Consider the following 18,475-nt stretch of genomic DNA (forward strand, 5'->3'; position numbering starts at 1 on the left):
TCATCAGATGTTTCATGCAACCACGATTTTCGCGGTCCGCCATAACGGACACGGCGCGATGAGCGGAGACGGACAAGTCACGTTCGGGAACGCCGTCATCATGAAAAACAAGGCCAAAAAAGTACGACGTCTTTATGGCGGCAAAGTCGTCGCCGGATTCGCCGGCAGCGTCGCCGACGCGTTCACCCTTTTCGAAAAGTTTGAATCGAAGCTTGAGATGTACAACGGAAACTTGCCGCGTGCGGCCGTCGAGCTGGCCAAGGAGTGGCGTGGGGATAAGATGCTCCGCCAACTTGAGGCGTTGTTGATCGTCATGGACAGCGATCACTTATTGCTCGTGTCTGGGAACGGGGAAGTGATTGAACCGGACGACGGCATCTTGGCCATCGGTTCGGGCGGGAACTACGCCCTCGCCGCCGGACGTGCCCTCGTGCGGCATTCGCCGGAGAAAACAGCAGAAGACATAGCCCGTGCCGCTCTCGAGATTGCCGGGGAACTGTGCGTCTACACGAACGACCAAGTCATCGTAGAAACGATCGGAGGCGATTCTGAATGAAACGTGAACTGACACCCCGCCAAATCGTAGCGGAGTTAGACCGCTTCGTCATCGGACAGAAAGATGCGAAGCGCGCGGTCGCGATCGCGCTCCGCAATCGCTATCGGCGTCAAAAACTGAGCGCCGACTTGCGCGATGAAGTGACACCGAAGAATATCTTGATGATCGGACCGACCGGTGTCGGGAAAACGGAGATTGCGCGACGGTTGGCCAAACTCGTCGGCGCACCGTTCGTCAAAGTCGAAGCGACGAAGTTCACGGAAGTCGGTTATGTCGGCCGTGACGTCGAGTCGATGGTCCGGGACCTCGTCGAAGATTCGGTCCGTCTCGTGAAGGAAGAGAAGAAAGAGGGCGTGAAAGAACAAGCCGAGGTCGCAGCGACCGAACGCATCCTCGACGCCCTGCAAGGGAAAGCCAAGGTCGAGCCGACCGCATCCAATCCGTTTGAGGCGCTGTTCGGGGGTCAAGGTCAAAAGACCGAGGAACCGACGAGCACACAGTCGTCCGATCGCGCGCAACTGCGCCGCTTGCTTGAACTTGGTGAGCTCGAAGAACGGTTGATTGAGGTCAACCTCGAAGAAAAACAGACCGTCGACTTGTTCCAAGGACAAGGCATGGAAGGGTTATCGAATCTCCAAGACATGCTCGGTCAAATCGTGCCGAAAAAACGGAAAAAGCGCAAACTGCCAGTCCGTGAAGCACGACCGCTCATCGTCGCTGAAGAAGCGGAGAACTTGCTCGACATGAACGAGGTTCATGACGAGGCCGTCCGCCGCAGTGAACAGATGGGCATCATCTTCGTCGATGAGATCGACAAGATTGCGACGAAGTCGCAAGATCACGCCGGTGTCTCGCGGGAAGGGGTCCAACGTGACATCCTCCCAATCGTCGAAGGGTCGACCGTCGTGACGAAGTATGGCCCGGTCAAGACGGACCACGTGCTGTTTATCGCCGCCGGCGCGTTCCATATGGCCAAACCGTCCGATTTGATTCCTGAACTTCAAGGTCGGTTCCCGATTCGCGTCGAATTGGGCAGCTTGACCGAAGAAGACTTCGTCAAGATCTTGACCGAGCCGTCCCAAGCACTCATCAAGCAGTACACCGCTCTTCTCGAGTCTGAGGAGATCAGTGTCGAGTTCACGCATTCGGCCATCGAAGAGATCGCTCGTATCGCCACGCACGTCAACCGAGAGACGGACGACATCGGGGCCCGCCGCTTGTACACGATCATGGAGCGCGTGCTTGAGGACTTGTCGTTCGAGGCGGCCGATATGCCGCAGACACACGTTCAAATCACACCGGCTTATGTGAAAGAAAAAGTCGGATCGATCGCGGAAGATCGAGACTTGAGCCAATTTATACTATAAGATTCTGTATGCACATACAGGGAGGAAAATAAGAATTATGAACTTACTAGACAAAACACGCCAATTGAACACGATGCTTCAACAAGAGGCAAGCGCACACGTTGATTTTAAAGAAATGGCGGACAAAATGCGCGAAGTACTCGAAGCGAATACGTTCATCGTGAGCCGTCGCGGCCGCTTGCTCGGTTTCGCGATCAAACAACAGATCGAGAACGAACGGATGAAGGCGTTTTTAGTCGACCGCCAATTCCCGGAGCCTTATGCCTCGAACTTGTTCAACGTGAAAGAGACGACAGAAAACATCGGCATCGACAGTGAATATACAGCCTTCCCGGTTGAGAACCGTGAACTGTTCCTCGACTCGATGACGACGATCGTCCCAATCATCGGAGGCGGCGAACGTCTCGGGACACTCGTACTCGGTCGTCTCAACAATGAGTTCACGGAAGACGACCTCGTCTTGGCAGAATATAGCGCGACGGTCGTCGGAATGGAAATCCTGCGTGAGAAAGCGGCTGAAGCCGAGGCGTCGGCCCGTAAGAAGGCGGTCGTTCAAATGGCGATCAACTCGCTCTCTTATTCAGAGCTCGAAGCAATCGAACATATCTTCGAGGAGCTCGGTGGAAACGAAGGGCTGTTAGTTGCTTCCAAAATTGCCGATAGAGTGGGAATCACACGTTCGGTCATCGTCAATGCGCTCCGCAAATTGGAAAGCGCAGGCGTCATCGAATCACGTTCGCTTGGTATGAAAGGAACGTATATTAAGATACTAAATGACAACTTCTTGTTCGAATTACAAAAGTTGAAATCGAATTGAAATATAGACAATTCAGTATATGAATTATAGGAAAGTCTATTGAATTAGGACTTTCGACTTACAAAGTCGCTTCCGATACGTCGGGGGCGACTTTTTTTAGTGCAAAAGTAATTATTTTCAGAATTCGTCGTAAATTCGACAAAAACAGAAGATAGCATTTACCTGTTTTAACAAAAATATCTTTCAACACTGTTACAGATTTGTTTCAATGTAATAGTAGATTTTCCAAATAAGGTATATACATGCATTCTTTTGGTGAAAGTGAGTGAAACGCATGAATTGGATCGGCACCGACTATCAATTAATGAAGCAAGCGATCAATCATTCGGTCGTAAATCAGAAGGTCATCAGCCATAACCTGTCAAATATCGATACCCCGAACTTCCGGGCGAAACAAGCCGTGTTCGAACAGACGTTGAACAACGAGATGCGTCTCAAATTGGCGGGTGGACGTCCGAGCGAGCGAGCGGCAACGACGATCACGGACCGGGCCGGAGGAGCGATGCGAAGTGACGGGAACAACGTCGACCTCGACTATGAAATGAGCGAGTTGGCCCGGAACCAACTTCAATACGAAGCGATGATGGAACAATTGAACCGCCGGCTCGGCGGACTCAAGACCGTCATTAGAGGAGGACGTTAACGATGGGGATGTTTGATAGTTTTCATATCTCGGCGACGGCATTGACGTCACAGCGGCTTCGGATGGACACGGTATCCGCAAACATCGCGAACGCCCAGACGACACGAGGCAAACTCGTCGACGGAGAGTGGCAACCGTATACGCGGAAAATGACCGTCTTGCAGGAAGCACCGTTTCGACAACAGTTGTCCGCCGTCAGCGGCGGCGTCGAAGTATCACAAATCGTGGAAGATGAAAGCCCGTACAAGCTCGTCTATGACCCGAGCCATCCAGATTCGGATGACCGCGGCTACGTTCAAATGCCGAACGTCGACTTGTTGAAAGAAATGGTCGATTTGATGGGGGCCACCCGGTCATACGAGGCAAACATCGCAGCAATGAACGCCACGAAAGCGATGCTCGTCAAAGCGATGGAAATCGGTAAAGGATAAGGAGTGACAAACGATGCAAATTAACCCGATACAGTTGATCGGTACACAACCGACCGTCACGCCGACGGTAAAAGAGACACCGTCTCAGTTCGGTACGTATTTGAACGAGGCGATGCGCTCGTTGAACGATGTCCAACAAGCGACGAGTTCAGCCCGGGCCGACCTTGCTGTCGGCAAAGCAGATTTACATCAAGTCATGATTCAAAGTGAAGAGTCGTCGATTGCGATGCAACTCGCCATTGAGGTGCGAAACAAAGCGGTCGAGGCCTATCAAGAAATGATGCGAATGCAAGTTTAATGTAGAGGATGACGAGTTGCGATGAATGAAAAGTTAAAAGAACGATTCGGTTCACTGACCGGTTCCCTTCAAGTGATGAAGACGAACCGTAAAATCTTTTGGGGCCTCGTCATCGCCGGCGTACTTCTCGTCGCGGTGGTCTTGACCGTCTGGCTGTCGCGCCCGAACATGGCTCCGCTTTATACGAACCTGTCCGCCCAAGAAGCGGGCGAGGTGACGGAGAAGCTGACGGCTGACGGTGTGAAAGCCGAAATTAAAGCGACATCGAACGGCGTGAGTGTATACGTACCGAGCGAACAGGTCGATCAATTGAAAGTCAGCCTCGCGGCAGCGGGCATCCCGAAGTCAGGCGCAATCGACTACAGTTTCTTCAGTGAAAATGCCGGTTTCGGAACGACCGACCGCGAGATGGCCGTCATCGAACGGAGTGCGATGCAGACCGAGCTCGAACGGTTGATCACACAGATCGAAGGGATCAACCAAGCGAAAGTCATCATCTCGATTCCTGAGAAATCGGTCTTCTTGGCGGAAGACCAGGGCGAGCCGACGGCGTCGATTGTCTTAAATTTAGGAGCAGGTACGAATCTTGAACCGGCGACGGTCAAAGGGCTCTACCATTTGATTAGTAAGAGCGTACCGAACTTGAAACCAGAAAACATCTCGGTCATGGACCAATATTTTACGTATTACGATTTGGACCAAACGACGACGGCAGGAGGATCATCCACCGATCCGCTCGTCTTGAAGCGTCAAGTTGAGAAAGATGTCCGTCAACAGATTCAACAGATGCTTTCCGTCCTCTTAGGAGAGCGGAGCGTCCTCGTCTCGGTTACGGCCGATATCGACACGACGCAAGCGGCAGAAGAGCAGAACCTCGTGACACCTGTCAACGAGGACAGCATGGAAGGGATCGTCACATCGGCCGAACGAATCGCCGAAGCGTACACCGGCGGTACCGGCGCGGCGACCGCGGCGGGCACGGCCGAGAATGACACGGTCAATTTCCCGGCCGCCACCGGCACCGGGGAAGAAGAGAGCGAAAAGAATCATGAAATCATCAATTATGAAGTCAACCGCATCACGAAACAGATTCAAAACGCACCGTACTCGATCCGTGATCTCGGTGTTCAATTGATCGTCGAACCGCCGAACGGGGCGACGACGATTGACCCACAACTCGAAGGTGACCTCGAGACGATGATGTACTCGATTATCCGGACGTCACTCGCCAAGACCGGCGAGGCGCTCACAGAGGCGGAACTTGAACAGAAAGTCGTCGTCGTATCGCGTCCGTTCGCTGAGACGGAAGAAGCGGCTGCGGTCGAACAACCTACCCAGTGGTGGATGTATGCGGCAGCAGCAGGGGCCGTCGTCTTGCTCGCGCTCTTGTTCTTCGCGATGCGTAAACGCAAACGTGAACCGATTGCCGAGTCGAACGAATGGGAAGTCCCATATGAAGACGAAGTACCGGACCTCGACCTTGAAGAACGAGGCGAAGGGGCCGTCAAGAAGAAACAGTTGGAGAAATTGGCAGAGAGCAATCCTGAAGAGTTCGCCAAACTTCTCCGTACTTGGATGTCTGAGGAGTGAGTACTGTGAATTACGCAAAACAAGCGAACCGGGAAAAAGCGGCCATGCTCATGATCTCGCTTGGACCTGAGGTGGCTGCGAACGTCTACAAACATCTGTCGGAAGAAGAGATGGAACAGTTGACGTTACAAATCTCGGCCTTGAAGAAAGTATCGTCCGAACAAAAAGAAGCGATCATGGGCGAGTTCCACGAACTCGCCATGGCACAAAGTTATATCACGCAAGGCGGGATCGGGTTTGCGAAAACGGTGCTCGAGAAAGCGGTCGGAGAAGAGAAAGCGATGGCCCTCATCCATAGGCTCACATCGACGCTCCAAGTTCGACCGTTCGAGTTTGCCCGTAAGGCCGACCCGAAGCAGTTGCTCAACTTTATCCAGAACGAGCATCCGCAGACGATCGCCTTGATCTTGGCGCATCTCGAACCGGTCAAGTCGGGACAAATCCTATCGGAACTCCCGCCTGAGATTCAATCGGAAGTCGCCAAGCGGATCGCGACGATGGATCGACTCAATCCGGACGTCATTCACGAGATTGAACAGATTCTCGAGAAAAACTTGTCCCAGACCGATATGCAAGACTACGCCCAGTCTGGCGGCATCGAAGCGGTCGTCGAAGTGCTCAACGGGGTCGATCGTACAACCGAGCGCACCATCCTCGATGCGCTTGAAATTGAAGACCCGGAACTGGCCGAGGAAATCAAAAAACGGATGTTCGTCTTCGAAGATATCGTCACCCTCGATTCACGTGCGATTCAACGAATCATCCGCGAAGTGGCAAACGACGACCTACTGCTTGCCCTCAAAGTGTCGTCCGAAGAAGTCAAACAGATCATCTTCAAAAACATGTCACAGCGAATGGTCGAAACGTTCAAAGAAGACATGGAATTCATGGGGCCTGTCCGGTTGCGTGACGTCGAAGAAGCGCAAAGCCGTATCGTCGGCATCATCCGTCGCTTAGAAGACGTCGGAGAGATCGTGATCAGCCGCGGCGGAGGAGATGACATCGTTGTCTAACGTGATTAAACGCTATTACGCGACACCGCTCGAACCGCAACGGATCGACTCGAAACCGTTTCTTGAGCCGGTATCGGTGGAGCATGACGACCAAGAAAATGAGCAGTTGGAACAAAAGCGTGAACAACTCCGTTTAGACGAAGAAGCGCTTCAGAGTCGCCGTGCCTCGATGGAACAGGAACTCGCGGTGCTGAGAGAGGAAGTGTTGACGTCAGCCCGACAAGAAGGGTTTGACGCAGGATTTGACCACGGTAGACGGGAAGGCAAGGCGGAGTACGACGAGTTGACGACGCGGCTGAACACCGTCGCCGTCGAACTTGAACAACTGTTCGATACGAAGTGGCGGGACGCGGAGCGACAACTCGTCGCCCTCGCCCTCGAGGTCAGCGCCCGCGTCACAACAGAGCTTGTCCGGAAAGATGAGGCGCTGTTCGCCGACCGGATTCGAGAACAGTTGCTCCGTCAGCTCGATGCCGAGTCGTTGACGGTGTACGTCCATCCGACCCGTCTCGCTTCGATTCAACGTTTCGATTCGGAGTGGGCGACACCAGACGGTCCGCCTTTGAAATATCGGGCGGATGCCGGTTTGAGTGAGACGAGCGTCCGGATCGAGACACCGCACCACGGTGACGAACTCGATTTGACTTACAGCTTTGAACGCATCCAATCCAAAATCGAGGAGGTTTTGGCCGATGGTGCTTATTGACCACGTCCTTCAGTCGATCACGGCATCCGCCGAGGACGAATACGTCCGGAAAGTCGGCCGGGTCTGCCGAGTCGTCGGATTGATGATTGAATCGACGGGGCCGAGCGCTTTTATCGGAGAGCGCTGTCTGATCGAACTCCCGTCCGGCCAACATGTCGAGGCGGAAGTCGTGGGATTCAATGAGGCCCGCGTGCTCCTCATGCCTTACGGGGAGACGACCCAGATCGCTCCGGGCTGTATGGTCAAAGGGACGGGTCGGATGCTCCAAGTCCCGGTCGGTGACGAACTGATCGGACAAGTGCTCGATGGTCTCGGCCGTCCCTTGTCCGGTGAAGCAGTCACACCGGGAAAACGCTACGATGTCCTTCGGAAGCCACCGAACCCGCTCGAGCGACCGCGGATTTTAGATGTCTTGTCGACCGGCGTCCGCGTCATCGACGGTCTGTTAACAGTCGGTAAAGGGCAACGGGTCGGGTTGTTCGCGGGTTCAGGAGTCGGGAAGTCGACTCTGCTCGGGATGATCGCCAAACGCTCATCGGCCGACATAAACGTCATCGCTTTAATCGGTGAACGTGGCCGTGAAGTGAAAGAGTTCATCGAGAAAGAGCTCGGACCAGAAGGGATGGCCCGCTCGGTCGTCATCGTGGCGACGAGCGACCAACCGCCTCTCGTTCGATTGAAAGGGGCTTATACGGCGACAGCCATCGCTGAATACTTCCGGGACCAAGGCAAGGAAGTCGTCCTCATGATGGACTCGGTGACCCGCTTTGCCATGGCGCAACGGGAAATCGGTCTTGCGACCGGTGAACCTCCGACGTCAAAAGGGTATACCCCATCCGTGTTCGCGATGTTGCCGCAACTGTTGGAACGAAGCGGTACCGCTGTGACGGGCTCGATCACCGCTTTTTACACCGTCCTTGTCGACGGGGATGATATGAATGAACCAATCGCAGACGCGGTGCGAGGCATACTGGACGGACACTTCGTCATGGACCGTTCGCTCGCGAACCGTGGCCAGTTCCCGGCGATCCACGTCTTAAAGTCGATTAGCCGTGTCATGAACCAAATTGCGGGGCCGATGCACCGTGAGGCCGCCCAAACGTTCCGCGGCTGGTTGGCGACGTACTTGGACGCCGAGGACTTGATCAATATCGGGGCCTATAAAAAAGGGACGAACCCGGCAATCGATACGGCGATCGAGCAATACCCAGAGTTATTGACTTTTTTAAAGCAATCCATCGAAGAAGAGGCCCCGCTCGAGCAATCGCTCGAACGTTTGGCCAAGATCGTGCGAGGTGAACCATGAACAGACTATTGTTAGAACGCATCATGCCGATCGCGGAACATGAGAAAGAAGAGTCCGCGACGGAGATGAGACAACAGAAAGCACGGTTCGAGACGGAGATGGAGGCGCTCTATCGGCTCGTGTTGACGTACGAGTCGCTCATGAAGAGTCAAGATGAACAGGATGGCGTCATCGACCTGCTCATGTCGCAATATCGTGAGCAGACACGCGAACGGCTGAAACGTCAAATCGAGACGCAACAGCTCGTCGTCCAGCAGGCGCGCAATCGGTACCATCTGTCACAGGAGCGCCTGCTCGGAAAAGTCGTTGAGGAAAAGAAATATGTAACGTTGCATGAAAAAGTCAGTCAACATGAAGTGGCTGCGACGAAGCTCATCGAGCAACATTTCATCGATGAGCTGGCAGTGATTCATCACGGGAAAGGGAAGTAAACCGATGGAAAAAGACAACTCGAAGCGGGGAAGACAGCTACTGGTCGCGCTCGTTCTCGTCCCGGCCATCTTTCTACTCGTTGGAGGGATCGTCGTCATGAACTATGCGATGGACCGTCCGTTGTTATCGGTCCCGTTTCTAGAGATCGGTGCGAAACAAGAGCCGGAAGAAAAAGTGAAGACGGACGTGAACGTGACCGGGATCGACGCGGATACCGCGAATCGTTTGAAAGTGGCGAACGCCGAGATTGAGAAGCTTCGGGCGGACAATGTCGAGTTGACGAACGAAGTGAAGGCGCGCCAAGAGGAAGTATCGAAGTTGATTAAAGAGCGTGACCGGCTCGTCGCCGAACTGGCGACGGCAAGTGCGGCGGAAGAAGAAACATCGGACGTCTCTCGCGTCTATGAAGAGATGTCCGCGAAACAAGCCGCGGCCATCATGAATGAACTCGAGAGCCCGCAAGTGGCCAACTTATTGAAAGAATTGTCACCGAAGCAACAAGCCGACATTTTAGGACGGATGGATGCCCAACAGGCCGCCGTCGTGACCCAGTTGCTCCAATGACAGGAAAGGAGGACGTGATGATGAATATCGCCTTACTCGCCCAATCGCTACAAGGGACGACCCAAAAAGGCGGGGAAGCGGCTGCGACCCCGACCGGACAGTTTTTGGAGTTACTCTCGGCGATGCTCGGGACATCGACGCCATCTCCAGAGGTGGCGGTCGCCACGGAAGACGAGGAATCGCTTCCGCTCGAGAATGTATCGAACCGATTGGAGCAATGGCTTCAACAGCCCGACAGCCTGCAATGGTTGAAATCACTGCCAGCAGATGCTTACCGAAAATTTATGGATGCTTATATTGGAATTTTAAATCAAGTCGCCCCGGATCAGTCAGCGGCAGCTCTTGAGACGACATCGGCCGTGACGCCCGCACTCCTCGCTGGACAAATGACGGCACCGACAATCTCGTTCACACTGACGAAAAAGGAAACGGAAGCACTCGTTACACCCGTGCCGACCGATCAAGTGGAAGAGAACGTGCGCATCATCCAACAAGTCGTTGCGCAGTTTAAAGGGACGCTCGGACAGACCCCTAAATCTATACCCGGACTTACTCAAACCGAAACACAAGTTGCGCAATTGCAACCCTCGGTAAAAGAGACCGAATGGATGCCAAAAGGGATGACCTGGTCGAAACCGCAAATTGATTCGGAAATGGTGATGTATGCCTCAAAAGGTTCACTGCCGGAGAATTTGCAGGCCCGAATCGAAGCCGCTTTGCAACGTGCACCGTTCAAGAGCGGAGCCGACGGATCCAAAGTGTTCACGGTCCGCCTCTATCCTGAACAGTTAGGCGAGCTCGTCGTCAAACTCGAACGTCAAAATGGGGAACTCGTCGTCAAACTGTTTGCGAGCAACCAAGAAGCGAAGCAGTTGCTTCAGTCACAGGTCCAACAGTTGCAACAGACGCTTCAACCGTTGACGCAAAACGTCCGTGTCGAGATCAACTTGACCCAACAGGCGCTCGAGACGAAAGGATCCGGATTCAACGAGTTCGACCAACCGGAACCGGAGCAGCAGGAACAACCGAAAGGAGAACCAGAAGATGACGACCATCCAGCCGAAGACGAGTGACTATACGTTACCGGATCAATCGATGCCGAAAGCAACGAACCAATATGATCAAAGCATGTTCTTGAAGCTGTTGCTCGCGCAACTCGCCAACCAAGACCCGATGTCACCGATGGAAGACCGTGAGTTCATCTCCCAGATGGCCCAGTTCTCTTCTCTCGAACAGATGCAGACGATTTCGAAACAACTCGATTCGGCCCTTGTCGATCGGCAAATGGCTTCGATTTCGGAGTTCAGCAATATGATCGGTCAAACGGTCGACTATATGACGGAGACGGAAACCGAGACGATTGAAGGCTCGGGTCGTGTCCTCTCGATTTCGAAGACCGAAGCCGGCTATGTCGCCGACCTTGAGGACGGGACGTCCATCAACGTGTATAACATCACTTCCATCAAACAAGCATAGGAGGATTCATCATGTTAAGAGCAATGTACTCAGGAATCAGTGGTTTAAAGAACTTCCAATCCAAGCTTGACGTCGTCGGGAACAACATCGCCAACGTCAACACGTTCGGCTATAAAAAAGGTCGGGTCACGTTCAAGGACCTCGTCAGTCAGCAAGTCGGTAGTGCGACCGCGGCGAACGGAGTCAGCGGCGGGGTCAACCCGAAAGAAGTCGGTCTCGGGGGCACGATGGCGACCGTCGACAACGTCTATAACCAAGGAGCCATGCAAAACTCAGGGCGAGCACTTGACGTCGGGATCTCAGGAGAAGGATTCTTCGCCTTGGATGTGAACGGTCAAACGCAATACACACGGGCCGGTAACTTCTATACAGATAACACGGGCGACCTCGTCAATGGAGATGGAGCCTACGTCCTCAGTACGACGGGTGACCGCCTCAACATCCCAGCCGGTGCGAAGTCACTCTCGATTGGTAAAGACGGACAAGTCAGCTATGTGAACAATGCCGGGGAATCGACGGTCGTCGGTCAAATCCAAGTTGTCACGTTCGCCAACAATGCCGGACTCTCGAAAGTCGGAGCAAACAACTTCATTCAATCGCAAAACTCAGGTGAACCGAACATCGGCATCCCTGGACAAGATGGACGTGGAGAACTCGTCTCGGGCGCGCTCGAGATGTCGAACGTCGACTTGTCGGAAGAGTTCACAGAAATGATTGTCGCTCAACGTGGTTTCCAAGCGAACACTCGTATCATCACAACATCGGACGAGATCCTCCAAGAACTCGTCAACTTGAAACGCTGATGATTCGCGTCACGACACTCCGGGGTGAAGAACTCGTATTGAACGCCTTGTTCATCGAGACGGTCAAGGCCGAACCGGATACGATCATTCACTTGTATAACGGAAAAACGTATATCGTCAGCGAGACGAAACAACAAATCATCGACCGGACGACGGCATTTTATGCCTCGATCGGTCTGATTGGAACGACAGGCATACGAGGTGAAGAAGATGAGTGAAGAAAAACAAAAAGGTGGCGCCATGAAGATGGTGCTCATCTTGCTAGTCGTCCTGCTCGTCATGGGCGGGGCCGGATTCATGACTTATAAATATTTGTTCGGAGACAACGTGACGGCGAAAACGAAACCGGTCACCGCCGAAGAGTTGGCCGAACGTAGCTTCACGACAGACGACATGACAACGAACATTCAAGATGAGCGTTTCATCAACGTCCAGTTCACGATCGTGACCGATGCCGCTGAAACGAAAGAAGATCTCGAACTTCGCAAGTTTCAAGTGCATAACGTCATCCTTGGTGATTTGGCCGGCATGACGAAAGCCCAGTTGACGACGAAGGAAGACATGCAGAAATTTGAGCAGTCGCTCCGTAAACAATTAAACGGACTGTTGGAGTCAGGTGAGGTCCAACGAGTCTATATGACGAAGAAAATCATACAGTGAGGTGGCATCATGGGAGAAGTCTTATCTCAACAAGAAATTGATGCCTTGCTATCGGCGTTAAGCAGTGGCGACGTCGAAGCCGACTCCTTTTTAAATCAAGAAGAAGAGCGGAAGGTTCGGCAATATGACTTTAAACGGGCGGTCCGCTTCTCGAAAGACCAAATCCGAAGTCTGACCCGAATCCATGAACATTTCACGCGCATGTTGACGACGTTCTTTTCGGCTCAGCTCCGGACGTACGTGCAGTTCACGGTCAATTCGGTCGAGCAGCTCCCGTACGATGAATTCATTCATTCCATCCCAAGTATGACGATGATCAACTTGATTGAGGCTCCGCCGCTCAACGGCCGCTTCATCATCGAGGTCAACCCGAACATCTCATATGCGATGCTCGACCGTCTGCTTGGTGGTCCGGGGGTCGAAATCGAAAAAGTCGAGAGCTTCACAGAAATCGAGATGCGCATCTTGACCCAGTTATATAAACGAGCGTTTGCCGGATACGGGGAGGCGTGGGAGTCGATTGCCGAGATTAAGTCAGAGATGACCGCGGTCGAGGTCAATCCGCAGTTTCTTCAACTCGTCTCGCCAAACGAGACGGTCGTCCTTATCTCGATCGGTGTCACCATCGGCGAGGTGAGCGGCACGATCAACGTCTGCTTGCCGTTCGTGACGATCGAGCCGGTGTTATCCAAACTGTCGAGCCATTACTGGATGCAGGAGGCCAACCGCCGCAATGCGAGCGGCAACAGCAAGGAACCGCTCAAAGCCCAATTGATGAACTCGACGGTTGAGGTCGTTTCTCTGCTCGGAGAGACGACGATCACGTTCGGTGACTTGTTACATTTAGAGGTCGGGGATTGTTTGACGCTCGACCAATTGGTGAAAGACCCATTATCCATCATGGTAGGGGAAAATAAAGTGTTCAAAGGGCAAGTCGGTGTGAGCGGGAAGCGGATGGCCGTCCAAGTGCTCCACCGGGTGAAGGAGGAAGAGCAATGAGTGAGATGTTGTCACAAGATGAGATAGACGCGTTATTACGAGGGACGAGCGACTCGTCAAAACCAGAGGCGAAGCCCGAAGAGCATCTTGACTCGATGGAGAGCGACGCCTTAGGAGAAATCGGGAATATCTCGTTCGGTAACTCGGCGACGGCACTATCGACGTTACTGCAACAAAAAGTAGAAATCACGACCCCAATCGTCAGTGAAGTCACAATCGATGCGCTCCGTGAGCGTTATCCAACACCGCACGTGGCGCTTCGCGTCGGTTACACAGAAGGTTTGAAAGGCGAAAACGTCCTCGTGTTGACACGTGAGGATGCGGCTATCATCTCGGATTTGATGCTCGGCGGGAACGGGATCGATGTCGATCCGGAAGGGTTGGACGAAATTCGACTCTCGGCCGTGCAAGAAGCGATGAACCAAATGATGGGGGCAGCGGCGACATCTTTATCGACGGTGTTCTCAAAAAAAATTGACATTTCACCGCCGCTCGTCGAAGTGTTCGATGCGACGAAGACCCAAACGATCATTGATCGTCTCGAACTTTGGGAGACGATGGTGTTGATCGAGTTCAATTTGAAGGTCGGTACGTTGATCGACTCAAAAATCGTTCAAATCGCACCGATTCAATTCGGGAAACAGCTCGTCAATGAATTGATGACGGCCACATCCCCTCAGCCGGTCGTACCTGCTGCGGCCGCCCCGAAGCAAGAAGCGCCAAAAGAACCGGCCGCACCGGCTCCCCAACAACCTGTACGTCAGGAAGTGAAGTCGGCGCCGGAAGTCGCTGTCAGTCAAGCGGAATTCATGCCGCTGCATGCGCCTGCGACGAACGATTCGATTCCAGCGAACCTCGGTCTGCTGTATGACGTGCCGCTCAGCGTGACGGTCGAGCTCGGGCGGACGAAACGTTCGGTCCGCGAAGTGCTTGAGTTGTCGCAAGGCTCGATCATCGAACTCGATAAACTTGCCGGTGAGCCGGTCGATATTTATGTGAACCAACAACGGATTGCCCGCGGCGAAGTCGTCGTCATCGAAGAGAACTTCGGGGTCCGTGTAACAGAAATTATCCAACCGCACGAGCGGATTGGCATCGTTTAAGGAGGAAGAACAATGAGTGCAAAAATTTTGGTGGTAGATGATGCGGCGTTCATGCGCATGATGATTAAGGATATCTTGACAAAGAATGGATTTGAAGTCGTAGGGGAAGCGGAGAACGGTGTGGATGCGGTCGCAAAATATCGTGAACTCATGCCGGACCTCGTCACGCTCGACATCACGATGCCAGAGATGGACGGTTTGGCCGCTTTGAAAGAAATTCGTGGCTTTGATTCAAACGCGAAAGTAATCATGTGTTCTGCGATGGGACAACAAGCGATGGTTATCGACGCAATTCAAGCTGGGGCGAAAGACTTCATCGTCAAGCCGTTCAATGCGGAACGGGTCGTCGAAGCGGTTTCGAAAACGGTCGCACAATGAACAAGTGGTGGTTGATTATCCTTCTCGTGGTCGGGCTAAGCGTCCCGGCCACGGTCGAGGCCGCCACCGTCGATCAACAGTTCGAGCAACAACAGCCAGACGCTGAAGACCAGCCGGTGAAATCGGCCGTCTCATCGGTCGGGACAGCGATCAAGCTCATCTTGAGCATGGTCGTTGTCATCGGCGGTTTTCTCGTCCTCGTGCGTTGGTTGAACGCACGCACGCAAGGCGTCAAAACGGCACAGCATTTGACACATCTCGGTGGGGTACCGCTCGGCAAAGACCGATCGGTGCAACTCGTCAAGCTCGGCGAACAAGTTTACGTGCTCGGAGTCGGTGACTCGATTCAACTGCTTGATCGGGTCGATGCCGAAGCGATGGATGAAGCGGTCCACGACGCGCCAGCCTTGAACACCTCGAACACATCGGCTTTTCTCGACACGTTTAAACAGCAATTGGCCCAGATTGAAGAAGTGAGGAAGAAACGATGACGACGATTGAACAACTGATCAACTTAGAGACGCCAGACAGCACATCAACTTCGATCAAATTGTTAGTCGTGTTGACACTGCTCACGCTCGCGCCATCTTTCTTAATCTTGATGACTTGTTTCACGCGCGTCGTCGTCGTACTTTCCTTTATCCGTCCGGCGCTCGGTACGCAGCAAACACCGCCGAACCAACTGATTATCGGGCTCGCCCTGTTCATCACGTTGTTCGTCATGTCACCGGTGCTATCGGAGTTGAATGACAAGGCACTCTCGCCATACATGGACGACCGAATCAGTCAAGACGAGGCGTTCGAAGAAGCGGGGAATACGATGAAACGGTTTATGGCCCAATACACGCGCCAAGAAGATTTGCAATTATTCATTAAATATGGGAACTATGAGCAACCTGAGTCGGTCGAAGACGTCCCACTCCTCGCGATGGTCCCGGCCTATGCGATTAGTGAACTGAAAACGGCATTTCAAATCGGATTCATGATCTTCTTGCCGTTCTTAATTATCGATATGGTTGTGGCGAGTGTCCTCATGTCGATGGGGATGATGATGCTTCCACCGGTCATGATCGCCTTGCCGTTCAAACTGTTATTGTTTGTGTTGGTGGATGGATGGCACTTGATTGTGGAGTCCTTGCTTAGAAGTATGTAGGAGGAACGAATATGACGCAGGAAATGGTCATCTATTTGGCGACGGAGAGTGTGTGGACGTTATTAAAAATCTCGATGCCGCTCTTGTTGATTTCACTCGTCGTCGGTCTCGTCATTTCGATTTTACAGGCGACGACACAGATTCAAGAGCAGACGTTATCGTTCGTCCCAAAAATCGTCTCGGTGTTTATCGGGCTCGTCATCTTTGGGCCTTGGATGCTGCAACAGATCGAAGGGTTCACCCGATTGATTTTTGAACTGATGGTCGAGGTCGCCTCGAAATGAACGCGGTCGATTTTATCAGTCTATACGGTTTGACGTTCGCACGTCTGTCCGGTTTCTTCGTGAGCGTCCCGTTGTTTTCATCCCGACAGCTACCTGTCATGCATCGCGTCGCCTTCAGTGCTTTTTTAGCCTACTATGCGATGTTCACGGTGACGGAGCCGCTCGAGCTCGGGCAAGCCTATATCTTGCAAGTGTTATACGAAGTGCTGATCGGCTTGGTGCTCGGCATATTGATCAATATTTTGTTCTTTGCGCCCCAGATTGCGGGAGGGGTCATCGATTTGCAGCTCGGACTCGCGATGGCATCGGCCTATGACCCGATGTTCGGAGGCCAGTCGCCATTGATCGGACGTTTTTATTACATCTTCACATTGTTTATCATGCTGTCGAGCAATTTACATTTACTGCTGATCGATGGCATCTATTATAGCTTTCAAATATATCCACCGGGCCAGCCGATCATCAACTTTAGTGAAGCGTCGCTCATGATGGCCGTGAAGGTCGTCACGATGACGATGATGGTCGCTTTACAGCTCGCCTTTCCGCTCATGGCATCGCTCTTGCTTGTCGACATGGCGCTTGGGTTCTTGGCGAAATCGGCCCCGCAGTTCAATATTTTTGCGATCGGATTCTCATTCAAACTGATTGCAGGTTTCTCGGTCATGGTCGTCATGATGGGGTTGACCTTGAACGGCATCAGCCAGTTCATCCCGATTTTACAAGAAGTGTTGCGTGATTTTATGAAATTGCTAGGAGACGCCTCATGAAGCCTCTATATACCTTATCGGTCGATCTTCAATTTTTTGCAGGAGAAAAAACCGAAAAAGCGACCCCGCGTAAGCGGGAGGACTCGCGCAAGAAAGGACAAGTCGCCAAGTCGGCCGATTTGACCGGCGCGTTCGCCTTGTTCGCGATGTTTCTCATGTTATCGTTTTTAGGTCCGTATCTCGGCAAGCAACTGTTCGGGTTGACGAAAGATTTGCTCGGTACGAGTTACTTGTTGTTCGACTTATCGAATGGATTGTCCGGGATGCTTACCGACTTGTTGCTTCGTGTCGGTTTGATTGTGGGACCGTTCTTCGTCGTCGCGGTCGTGTTCGGGATTTTGATCAACTATCTTCAAATCGGGACGTTGTTCTCGGCAGAGGCGATCCAACCGAAACTCGAACGCATCGACCCGATCAAAGGGGTCAAGCGGATTATCAGTATGAAAGCGGTCGTCGAATTTTTAAAGTCCTTATTCAAATTATTGATTATCCTGACGACTGCTGTTGCCGTGCTCTGGCAAAACCAAAAAGAGCTGTCCCGGATGGCTGTCGAACATGTCCGTGAATCGGTTATCGCGCTCGCGAGCATCACGATCGAACTTGGACTATGGGTGAGCGTCGCCTTGCTCGCACTCGCGTTGCTCGACTTTTTCTATCAACGATTCGATTTTGAAAAATCGATTCGCATGTCGAAACAAGATGTGAAGGACGAGTATAAAAACAGTGAAGGTGACCCGCTCATCAAGTCTAAAATCAAACAACAACAACGGGAGATGGCGATGCGCCGCATGATGCAAGAGATTCCGAACGCGGACGTCGTCATCACGAACCCGACCCATTATGCCGTCGTCATTCGCTATGACGACACGAAAGACTTTGCGCCGCTCGTCGTCGCCAAAGGCGTCGACCAAGTCGCCTTCAACATCCGCGACGTGGCCAAAGAACATGACATCCCGATTGTGGAAAATAAACCGTTGGCCCGCGCACTTTACGCCCAAATGGATATCGGGGAAGTCGTTGACGAGTCGTTTTATCAGGCGATCGCTGAAGTGCTCGCGTTCGTCTATCAATTGAAACAACCGTCTTGAGGAGGAGTATGTGTTGGCTGTAAAAGCGAAAGATTTCGCGG

Annotated in this window: 25 protein-coding genes; all 25 read left to right on the forward strand. The window is 52.7% G+C overall.

The window, feature by feature from the left end; all coding sequences use genetic code 11:
• The first annotated feature begins 7 nt into the window (after window positions 1-7).
• The 25 genes from hslV (at window position 8) to flhB (ending at window position 18,434) form a co-directional block, all read left to right on the forward strand.
• A complete protein-coding gene (hslV, locus tag KNP86_RS02460; protein WP_214752711.1) occupies window positions 8-556 on the forward strand; it encodes an ATP-dependent protease subunit HslV in 549 nt (182 codons plus the stop codon).
• Complete coding sequence (gene hslU / locus KNP86_RS02465; RefSeq protein ID WP_214752713.1) at window positions 553-1,923, forward strand: ATP-dependent protease ATPase subunit HslU; 1,371 nt, start codon at window positions 553-555, stop codon at window positions 1,921-1,923. Before hslV ends, hslU begins: the two co-directional genes overlap by 4 nt.
• 37 nt (window positions 1,924-1,960) lie before the next feature.
• Window positions 1,961-2,740 carry a GTP-sensing pleiotropic transcriptional regulator CodY gene (codY, locus tag KNP86_RS02470; RefSeq protein WP_016508279.1) on the forward strand — a complete coding sequence of 260 codons (780 nt, stop codon included), beginning with the start codon at window positions 1,961-1,963 and terminating at the stop codon, window positions 2,738-2,740.
• 274 nt (window positions 2,741-3,014) lie between these two features.
• Window positions 3,015-3,383, forward strand: coding sequence for a flagellar basal body rod protein FlgB (gene flgB, locus KNP86_RS02475; protein ID WP_034777185.1), 369 nt, complete (start codon window positions 3,015-3,017; stop codon window positions 3,381-3,383).
• A gap of 2 nt (window positions 3,384-3,385) precedes the next feature.
• Window positions 3,386-3,814, forward strand: a complete 429-nt coding sequence (gene flgC / locus KNP86_RS02480; RefSeq protein WP_034777187.1) for a flagellar basal body rod protein FlgC — start codon at window positions 3,386-3,388, stop codon at window positions 3,812-3,814.
• Window positions 3,815-3,827: 13 nt separating this feature from the next.
• The gene (gene fliE, locus KNP86_RS02485) at window positions 3,828-4,112 is read left to right on the forward strand and encodes a flagellar hook-basal body complex protein FliE (RefSeq protein ID WP_034777189.1); all 285 of its coding nucleotides are present in this window, start codon (window positions 3,828-3,830) and stop codon (window positions 4,110-4,112) included.
• Window positions 4,113-4,133: 21 nt separating this feature from the next.
• On the forward strand, window positions 4,134-5,702 hold the full coding sequence (fliF, locus tag KNP86_RS02490; RefSeq protein ID WP_214752715.1) for a flagellar basal-body MS-ring/collar protein FliF: 1,569 nt from the start codon (window positions 4,134-4,136) through the stop codon (window positions 5,700-5,702).
• Between the two features lie 5 nt (window positions 5,703-5,707).
• Window positions 5,708-6,715 (forward strand): flagellar motor switch protein FliG, encoded by a 1,008-nt coding sequence (gene fliG, locus KNP86_RS02495; protein ID WP_034777193.1) that lies wholly within the window; start codon window positions 5,708-5,710, stop codon window positions 6,713-6,715.
• Entirely contained in the window at window positions 6,699-7,421 is a 723-nt protein-coding gene (locus tag KNP86_RS02500; protein ID WP_214752717.1) for a FliH/SctL family protein, read from the forward strand. The genes fliG and KNP86_RS02500 overlap by 17 nt, the downstream gene beginning before the upstream one ends.
• Window positions 7,408-8,727 carry a flagellar protein export ATPase FliI gene (gene fliI, locus KNP86_RS02505; RefSeq protein ID WP_214752718.1) on the forward strand — a complete coding sequence of 440 codons (1,320 nt, stop codon included), beginning with the start codon at window positions 7,408-7,410 and terminating at the stop codon, window positions 8,725-8,727. The genes KNP86_RS02500 and fliI overlap by 14 nt, the downstream gene beginning before the upstream one ends.
• Complete coding sequence (locus tag KNP86_RS02510; protein WP_034777199.1) at window positions 8,724-9,158, forward strand: flagellar FliJ family protein; 435 nt, start codon at window positions 8,724-8,726, stop codon at window positions 9,156-9,158. The genes fliI and KNP86_RS02510 overlap by 4 nt, the downstream gene beginning before the upstream one ends.
• Window positions 9,159-9,162: 4 nt before the next feature.
• Window positions 9,163-9,723 carry a MotE family protein gene (locus KNP86_RS02515; RefSeq protein WP_138859603.1) on the forward strand — a complete coding sequence of 187 codons (561 nt, stop codon included), beginning with the start codon at window positions 9,163-9,165 and terminating at the stop codon, window positions 9,721-9,723.
• A gap of 20 nt (window positions 9,724-9,743) precedes the next feature.
• The gene (locus KNP86_RS02520) at window positions 9,744-10,796 is read left to right on the forward strand and encodes a flagellar hook-length control protein FliK (RefSeq protein ID WP_251130399.1); all 1,053 of its coding nucleotides are present in this window, start codon (window positions 9,744-9,746) and stop codon (window positions 10,794-10,796) included.
• Window positions 10,768-11,199 (forward strand): flagellar hook capping FlgD N-terminal domain-containing protein, encoded by a 432-nt coding sequence (locus KNP86_RS02525; RefSeq protein ID WP_034777205.1) that lies wholly within the window; start codon window positions 10,768-10,770, stop codon window positions 11,197-11,199. The genes KNP86_RS02520 and KNP86_RS02525 overlap by 29 nt, the downstream gene beginning before the upstream one ends.
• A gap of 11 nt (window positions 11,200-11,210) precedes the next feature.
• Complete coding sequence (gene flgG, locus KNP86_RS02530) at window positions 11,211-12,002, forward strand: flagellar basal body rod protein FlgG (protein WP_138859600.1); 792 nt, start codon at window positions 11,211-11,213, stop codon at window positions 12,000-12,002.
• Complete coding sequence (locus KNP86_RS02535) at window positions 12,002-12,220, forward strand: flagellar FlbD family protein (RefSeq protein ID WP_034777209.1); 219 nt, start codon at window positions 12,002-12,004, stop codon at window positions 12,218-12,220. Before flgG ends, KNP86_RS02535 begins: the two co-directional genes overlap by 1 nt.
• Complete coding sequence (locus tag KNP86_RS02540; RefSeq protein WP_034777211.1) at window positions 12,213-12,662, forward strand: flagellar basal body-associated FliL family protein; 450 nt, start codon at window positions 12,213-12,215, stop codon at window positions 12,660-12,662. The genes KNP86_RS02535 and KNP86_RS02540 overlap by 8 nt, the downstream gene beginning before the upstream one ends.
• A 9-nt stretch (window positions 12,663-12,671) precedes the next feature.
• Window positions 12,672-13,661 carry a flagellar motor switch protein FliM gene (gene fliM, locus KNP86_RS02545; RefSeq protein ID WP_034777213.1) on the forward strand — a complete coding sequence of 330 codons (990 nt, stop codon included), beginning with the start codon at window positions 12,672-12,674 and terminating at the stop codon, window positions 13,659-13,661.
• Window positions 13,658-14,764, forward strand: a complete 1,107-nt coding sequence (gene fliY / locus KNP86_RS02550) for a flagellar motor switch phosphatase FliY (RefSeq protein WP_214752722.1) — start codon at window positions 13,658-13,660, stop codon at window positions 14,762-14,764. Before fliM ends, fliY begins: the two co-directional genes overlap by 4 nt.
• 12 nt (window positions 14,765-14,776) lie before the next feature.
• Window positions 14,777-15,142, forward strand: a complete 366-nt coding sequence (locus KNP86_RS02555) for a response regulator (protein WP_021067131.1) — start codon at window positions 14,777-14,779, stop codon at window positions 15,140-15,142.
• Window positions 15,139-15,633 carry a flagellar biosynthetic protein FliO gene (locus KNP86_RS02560; protein ID WP_214752723.1) on the forward strand — a complete coding sequence of 165 codons (495 nt, stop codon included), beginning with the start codon at window positions 15,139-15,141 and terminating at the stop codon, window positions 15,631-15,633. Before KNP86_RS02555 ends, KNP86_RS02560 begins: the two co-directional genes overlap by 4 nt.
• On the forward strand, window positions 15,630-16,295 hold the full coding sequence (gene fliP, locus KNP86_RS02565) for a flagellar type III secretion system pore protein FliP (protein ID WP_034777218.1): 666 nt from the start codon (window positions 15,630-15,632) through the stop codon (window positions 16,293-16,295). The genes KNP86_RS02560 and fliP overlap by 4 nt, the downstream gene beginning before the upstream one ends.
• 11 nt (window positions 16,296-16,306) lie before the next feature.
• Entirely contained in the window at window positions 16,307-16,579 is a 273-nt protein-coding gene (gene fliQ, locus KNP86_RS02570) for a flagellar biosynthesis protein FliQ (RefSeq protein WP_034777219.1), read from the forward strand.
• Window positions 16,576-17,346: a flagellar biosynthetic protein FliR gene (gene fliR / locus KNP86_RS02575; RefSeq protein WP_214752725.1), complete on the forward strand. Its 771-nt coding sequence runs from the start codon at window positions 16,576-16,578 to the stop codon at window positions 17,344-17,346. Before fliQ ends, fliR begins: the two co-directional genes overlap by 4 nt.
• On the forward strand, window positions 17,343-18,434 hold the full coding sequence (gene flhB, locus KNP86_RS02580) for a flagellar biosynthesis protein FlhB (RefSeq protein ID WP_034777221.1): 1,092 nt from the start codon (window positions 17,343-17,345) through the stop codon (window positions 18,432-18,434). Before fliR ends, flhB begins: the two co-directional genes overlap by 4 nt.
• The last annotated feature ends 41 nt before the right edge of the window (window positions 18,435-18,475 follow it).

Origin of the sequence: Exiguobacterium sp. s16 (assembly GCF_018618115.1) — a bacterium.
GTDB classification, from domain to species: domain Bacteria; phylum Bacillota; class Bacilli; order Exiguobacteriales; family Exiguobacteriaceae; genus Exiguobacterium; species Exiguobacterium mexicanum_A.

What these genes read in the sequence shown, in the direction of transcription:
- hslV (WP_214752711.1), top strand. Translation starts at nt 8, where the DNA reads ATGTTTCATGCAACCACGATTTTCGCGGTCCGCCATAACGGACACGGC.
- hslU (WP_214752713.1), top strand. Translation starts at nt 553, where the DNA reads ATGAAACGTGAACTGACACCCCGCCAAATCGTAGCGGAGTTAGACCGC.
- codY (WP_016508279.1), top strand. Translation starts at nt 1,961, where the DNA reads ATGAACTTACTAGACAAAACACGCCAATTGAACACGATGCTTCAACAA.
- flgB (WP_034777185.1), top strand. Translation starts at nt 3,015, where the DNA reads ATGAATTGGATCGGCACCGACTATCAATTAATGAAGCAAGCGATCAAT.
- flgC (WP_034777187.1), top strand. Translation starts at nt 3,386, where the DNA reads ATGGGGATGTTTGATAGTTTTCATATCTCGGCGACGGCATTGACGTCA.
- fliE (WP_034777189.1), top strand. Translation starts at nt 3,828, where the DNA reads ATGCAAATTAACCCGATACAGTTGATCGGTACACAACCGACCGTCACG.
- fliF (WP_214752715.1), top strand. Translation starts at nt 4,134, where the DNA reads ATGAATGAAAAGTTAAAAGAACGATTCGGTTCACTGACCGGTTCCCTT.
- KNP86_RS02500 (WP_214752717.1), top strand. Translation starts at nt 6,699, where the DNA reads ATGACATCGTTGTCTAACGTGATTAAACGCTATTACGCGACACCGCTC.
- fliI (WP_214752718.1), top strand. Translation starts at nt 7,408, where the DNA reads ATGGTGCTTATTGACCACGTCCTTCAGTCGATCACGGCATCCGCCGAG.
- KNP86_RS02510 (WP_034777199.1), top strand. Translation starts at nt 8,724, where the DNA reads ATGAACAGACTATTGTTAGAACGCATCATGCCGATCGCGGAACATGAG.
- KNP86_RS02515 (WP_138859603.1), top strand. Translation starts at nt 9,163, where the DNA reads ATGGAAAAAGACAACTCGAAGCGGGGAAGACAGCTACTGGTCGCGCTC.
- KNP86_RS02520 (WP_251130399.1), top strand. Translation starts at nt 9,744, where the DNA reads ATGAATATCGCCTTACTCGCCCAATCGCTACAAGGGACGACCCAAAAA.
- KNP86_RS02525 (WP_034777205.1), top strand. Translation starts at nt 10,768, where the DNA reads ATGACGACCATCCAGCCGAAGACGAGTGACTATACGTTACCGGATCAA.
- flgG (WP_138859600.1), top strand. Translation starts at nt 11,211, where the DNA reads ATGTTAAGAGCAATGTACTCAGGAATCAGTGGTTTAAAGAACTTCCAA.
- KNP86_RS02535 (WP_034777209.1), top strand. Translation starts at nt 12,002, where the DNA reads ATGATTCGCGTCACGACACTCCGGGGTGAAGAACTCGTATTGAACGCC.
- KNP86_RS02540 (WP_034777211.1), top strand. Translation starts at nt 12,213, where the DNA reads ATGAGTGAAGAAAAACAAAAAGGTGGCGCCATGAAGATGGTGCTCATC.
- fliM (WP_034777213.1), top strand. Translation starts at nt 12,672, where the DNA reads ATGGGAGAAGTCTTATCTCAACAAGAAATTGATGCCTTGCTATCGGCG.
- fliY (WP_214752722.1), top strand. Translation starts at nt 13,658, where the DNA reads ATGAGTGAGATGTTGTCACAAGATGAGATAGACGCGTTATTACGAGGG.
- KNP86_RS02555 (WP_021067131.1), top strand. Translation starts at nt 14,777, where the DNA reads ATGAGTGCAAAAATTTTGGTGGTAGATGATGCGGCGTTCATGCGCATG.
- KNP86_RS02560 (WP_214752723.1), top strand. Translation starts at nt 15,139, where the DNA reads ATGAACAAGTGGTGGTTGATTATCCTTCTCGTGGTCGGGCTAAGCGTC.
- fliP (WP_034777218.1), top strand. Translation starts at nt 15,630, where the DNA reads ATGACGACGATTGAACAACTGATCAACTTAGAGACGCCAGACAGCACA.
- fliQ (WP_034777219.1), top strand. Translation starts at nt 16,307, where the DNA reads ATGACGCAGGAAATGGTCATCTATTTGGCGACGGAGAGTGTGTGGACG.
- fliR (WP_214752725.1), top strand. Translation starts at nt 16,576, where the DNA reads ATGAACGCGGTCGATTTTATCAGTCTATACGGTTTGACGTTCGCACGT.
- flhB (WP_034777221.1), top strand. Translation starts at nt 17,343, where the DNA reads ATGAAGCCTCTATATACCTTATCGGTCGATCTTCAATTTTTTGCAGGA.